General features: G+C 74.9%; 1 protein-coding gene and 1 riboswitch. The gene reads left to right on the top strand.

Annotated elements, in window-relative coordinates; genetic code table 11:
* The first annotated feature begins 335 nt into the window (after positions 1-335).
* A riboswitch (cobalamin riboswitch) is annotated at positions 336-422 on the top strand.
* Positions 423-475: 53 nt separating this feature from the next.
* Positions 476-4,186 carry a cobaltochelatase subunit CobN gene (gene cobN / locus ACFWUQ_RS31185; protein WP_384544733.1) on the top strand — a complete coding sequence of 1,237 codons (3,711 nt, stop codon included), beginning with the start codon at positions 476-478 and terminating at the stop codon, positions 4,184-4,186.
* Positions 4,187-4,371: the final 185 nt, after the last annotated feature.

Here is a 4,371-nt window from a genome sequence, read left to right as displayed (position 1 = left end):
AGCCCGCCCCCCGCGCCCCGCAGGGCGCCGCGGGGCATGGCTGCGGGCCGCCGGCGCCCCCGCCACCCCCCGCCCCAACCCCGCCGCACGCACCACGCACCCCCGGCCCCCACCCACCCCGCACCACGCCTGCCCGCCCCAACCCACCCCGCACCGGCCCCCTACAGCCCCGCCGGCGTTGGAGGCGCGGGGCCCGGGGCAGAGCCCCGGCAGCGCCGCCACGCACCGCACCACCGCCCCCGCCCAACCCCCACCCGCCCGGCCAGGGCACCGGCCGCCTAGGATGACCACCGGCGGACCACACCGGCCCGCCGTCGCCGAGGACGGCGTCATGGGAGGAAGCCCGGTGCGATTCCGGCGCGGTCCCGCCACTGTGAACCCCGCGGAGCAATCACGCGATCAACGGGGTGAGTCAGGAACTCCCGCTGTCCTCACTGCCCGGGGCGCGGAAACCCCGAGGAAGGCCTGCCGCCGCATGATCCTGCTGCTGTCGACGTCCGACACCGATCTGCTCAGCGCCCGCGCCGCGAACACGGCCACCACGGCGAACCCCACGCCCCCGGCCGACCCCGCGCACCCCGAACCCCCGGCCGCAACCGCGGCCCCGGCGGCCCCGGCGGCCCCGGCGGACCCGGCCCCGGCCCCGTACCGCTTCGCGAACCCCTCCCGCCTCCCCCTCGACGACCTCCCGGCCCTCCTCGACGGCGTCGACCTGGTCGTCGTACGCCTCCTCGGAGGCCTCCGCGCCTGGCAGGACGGCCTCGACCTCCTCCTCGCCGCCGACCAGACCCGCCCCGTCGTCGTCCTGACGGGCGAACAGGCCCCGGACGCGCAGCTGATGGAGGCCTCCACCGTCCCCATCGGCATCGCCGCCGAGGCGCACGCCTACCTCGCGCACGGCGGCCCGGCGAACCTCGCCCAGCTCGCCCGGTTCCTCTCCGACACCGTCCTGCTCACCGGCCACGGCTTCGAGCCGCCCGCCCCCGCCCCCACCTGGGGCCACCTGGAGCGTGCCGCGTCGCGGACGGACGGCCCGCTCGTCGCCGTGCTGTACTACCGCGCCCACGAGATGAGCGGCAACACCGCCTTCGTGCACGCCCTCTGCGACGCCGTCGAGGCCCAGGGCGCCCGCGCCCTCCCGCTGTACGTGTCCTCCCTGCGCACTCCCGAGCCGGAACTGCTCACCGCCCTGGAGGGCGTCGACGCGGTGGTCACCACCGTCCTCGCGGCCGGCGGTACCCGCCCGGCCACCGCCTCCGCCGGCGGTGACGACGAGTCGTGGGACGCGGGCGCGCTCGCCTCCCTGGGGGTGCCGATCCTGCAGGCCCTGTGCCTGACCGGCTCGCGCGCCGGCTGGGAGGAGAACGACGAGGGCCTCTCCCCCCTCGACGCCGCCACCCAGGTCGCCGTGCCCGAGTTCGACGGCCGCCTGATCACCGTCCCGTTCTCCTTCAAGGAGTTCGACGCGGACGGCCTGCCCGCCTACGTGGCCGACCCCGAGCGCGCCGCCCGCGTAGCGGGTATCGCCGTACGCCACGCCCGGCTGCGGCACATCGAGCGCCGCGACAAGAAGGTCGCGCTCGTCCTGTCCGCGTACCCCACCAAGCACTCCCGCATCGGCAACGCGGTCGGCCTCGACACCCCGGCCAGCGCCGTCGAACTGCTGCGCACGCTGATCGCCGGCGGCTACGACTTCGGTCCCGTCGGAGACATCCCCGGACTGGTCTCCGGCGACGGCGACGAGCTGATCCGCGCCCTGATCGACGCCGGCGGCCACGACCAGGACTGGCTCACCGAGGAGCAGCTGGCCCGCAACCCCGTCCGCATCCCGGCCGCCGACTACCGGCGCTGGTTCGCCGAGCTCCCGGCCGACCTGCGCGCGAGCGTCGAGGAGCACTGGGGCGAGGCGCCCGGCAACATGTTCGTCGACCGCTCCGCCAACCCCGAGGGCGACATCGTGCTCGCGGCCCTGCGCCGCGGGAACCTGCTGATCCTCATCCAGCCGCCGCGCGGCTTCGGCGAGAACCCGATCGCGATCTACCACGACCCGGACCTGCCTCCCTCGCACCACTACCTGGCCGCGTACCGCTGGATCCAGGCGCGCGCGGAGGACGGCGGCTTCGGCGCCGACGCGATGATCCACCTCGGCAAGCACGGCAACCTGGAGTGGCTGCCCGGCAAGAACGCCGGCCTGTCCGCGTCCTGCGCCCCCGACGCCGCCCTCGGCGACCTGCCCCTGATCTACCCGTTCCTGGTCAACGACCCGGGCGAGGGCACGCAGGCCAAGCGCCGGGTGCACGCCACCCTGGTGGACCACCTCGTACCCCCCATGGCGCGGGCCGAGTCGTACGGCGACATCGCCCGCCTGGAGCAGCACCTGGACGAGTACGCCCAGATCTCCGCCATGGACCCGGCCAAGCTGCCGGCCATCCGCGCCCAGATCTGGACGCTGATCCAGGCCGCCCGGCTCGACCACGACCTCGGCCTCGAAGAGCGCCCCGACGACGACGGCTTCGACGACTTCCTGCTCCACGTCGACGGCTGGCTGTGCGAGGTCAAGGACGCCCAGATCCGCGACGGCCTGCACGTCCTGGGCGGCGCCCCGACCGGCGCGGCCCGGGTGAACCTGGTCCTCGCCATCCTGCGCGCCCGCCAGATCTGGGGCGGTACGACGGCGCTCCCGGGCCTGCGCGAGGCGCTGGGCCTGGACGAGTCGGCGGCCACCCGTACCTCGGCGGACGCCGTCGAGGAGCAGGCCCGCGCGCTGGTGCAGGCGATGGAGGACGCGCACTGGGACCCGGCGGCCGTGGCCGCGGTCGCGTCATCCCACTCGGCGGACGTCGCCGCCGTGCTGGACTTCGCGGCGCGCGAGGTGGTCCCGCGCCTGGCGGGCACGGTCGACGAGATCGCGCACGTCGTCGCGGCCCTGGACGGCGCGTTCGTCCCGGCCGGCCCGTCCGGCTCCCCCCTGCGCGGCCTGGTCAACGTCCTGCCCACCGGCCGCAACTTCTACTCCGTCGACCCCAAGGCCGTCCCCTCCCGCCTCGCGTGGGAGACGGGGCAGGCGCTCGCCGAGTCCCTCCTGACCCGCTACCGCACGGACAACGGCGAGTGGCCCGCCTCCGTCGGCCTGTCCCTGTGGGGCACGAGCGCGATGCGCACCTCCGGCGACGACGTCGCGGAGGCGCTGTCGCTGCTGGGCGTCCGCCCGGTCTGGGACGAGGCCTCCCGCCGCGTCACGGGCCTCGAACCGATCCCCCTCGCCGAACTGGGCCGCCCCCGCATCGACGTGACGCTGCGCATCTCGGGCTTCTTCCGCGACGCGTTCCCGCATGTGATCGGCCTGCTGGACGACGCGGTCCGGCTGGCCGCCTCGCTGGACGAGCCGGACGACCAGAACTTCGTCCGCTCGCACGCCCGGGCGGACATCGCCGAGCACGGCGACGAACGCCGGGCCACCACCCGTATCTTCGGCTCGCGCCCGGGCACGTACGGCGCCGGCATCCTCCAGCTGATCGACTCCCGCGACTGGCGCACGGACGCCGACCTCGCGGAGGTCTACACGGTCTGGGGCGGCTACGCGTACGGCCGTGGCCTGGAGGGCCGGCCGGCGCGCGCCGAGATGGAGACGGCGTACAAGCGCATCACGGTCGCGGCGAAGAACACGGACACGCGCGAGCACGACATCGCGGACTCGGACGACTACTTCCAGTACCACGGCGGCATGGTCGCCACGGTCCGCGCCCTGCGCGGCACCGCCCCCGAGGCGTACATCGGCGACTCCACCCGCCCGGAGACGGTCAAGACCCGCACCCTGGTCGAGGAGACGTCGCGCGTCTTCCGGGCCCGCGTGGTCAACCCCAAGTGGATCGAGGCCATGCGCCGCCACGGCTACAAGGGCGCCTTCGAGCTGGCGGCGACGGTGGACTACCTCTTCGGCTACGACGCCACGACAGGGGTGGTCGCGGACTGGATGTACGACAAGCTCACCGAGACCTACGTCCTGGACCCGGAGAACCGCGCCTTCCTGGAGGAGGCCAACCCCTGGGCCCTGCACGGCATCGCGGAACGCCTGCTGGAGGCCGAGTCGCGCGGCATGTGGGAGAAGCCGGACCCGCAGATCCTCGAATCCCTCCGCCAGGTCTACCTGGACACGGAGGGCACCCTGGAAGCCGAAACGGAGTAACACGCCCACCGGACCGGCTGTCCCCGCCGTCGATCGGCCCCGGCTGGGGCCGATCTCCGACACCATCCTCTGGTCCCGGACCGAGCGAAGGGGGGTGGGGGGCCCCGGGGCGCCCACACCCCCAACCCCGCTAACCGGGGCCCCGCCCAGCCCCCCGCCGCGGGGGGGGGGGCTGGTGTGTCGTG

The organism is Streptomyces sp. NPDC058662, from assembly GCF_042716255.1.
Lineage (GTDB): Bacteria > Actinomycetota > Actinomycetes > Streptomycetales > Streptomycetaceae > Streptomyces.
Note: the sequence above shows the minus strand (reverse complement) of the source record. Positions and strands in the feature narration are given on the sequence as shown.